Here is a 579-nt window from a genome sequence, read left to right as displayed (position 1 = left end):
GACATGGTGGTGGGCGTCGACACGATCAGGTGCGGTCATCGGCATATCACTCCGACCGACCGGTCGCCGGCGAGCACGTGGATGCTCGCGCCGAGCATCCGCTTGCCCGCGCTCTCGGGACGCACATGCCGGCTCTCCGGCCCGGTGCGGCCTGCCGAGGGCATCAGGGCCGCGATGGCGTCCTCGTCGACCAGAGGCCCAAGGCCGGGCGACTCTCCGAGGATGATGTTGCCGTCCTCGAACTCCTGGTCGGCGTGGACCCCTTCCGGGAAGGAGAGATCCTGCACCTCCGTCGCCAGGTGGTTGGGAATGCCGGCGGCGGCGTGGGCCAGGGGGTTGGCGTACAGCGCGCTGACCGCTCGGGGGTCCTCACCATCGATGGCCGGGAAGACCTCATCCAGCCCACGGTGGGAGCCGAGGCCGACGCCGGTGAGACCGACGTCGGTTTCGAGCAGAACCAGCGGTACGGTCGTCACGCCCGCGGGCGTGGATCCATTGGCGTCACCGATCGGTCTGCCCCACCGATGCACTGTGGTGAGAGTGCGGTACCCGGTGATGCGCATGTCCTCCCCCTTCACC

General features: G+C 69.3%; 1 pseudogene. It reads right to left on the bottom strand.

The features are described from left to right. Positions 1-35: 35 nt before the first annotated feature. Positions 36-579 (bottom strand): annotated as a pseudogene (locus tag BZY54_RS48330) (hypothetical protein); the annotation flags it as partial.

It is taken from the genome of Streptomyces carpinensis (genome assembly GCF_002154505.1).
Classification (GTDB): domain Bacteria; phylum Actinomycetota; class Actinomycetes; order Streptomycetales; family Streptomycetaceae; genus Streptomyces; species Streptomyces carpinensis.
Note: the sequence above shows the minus strand (reverse complement) of the source record. Positions and strands in the feature narration are given on the sequence as shown.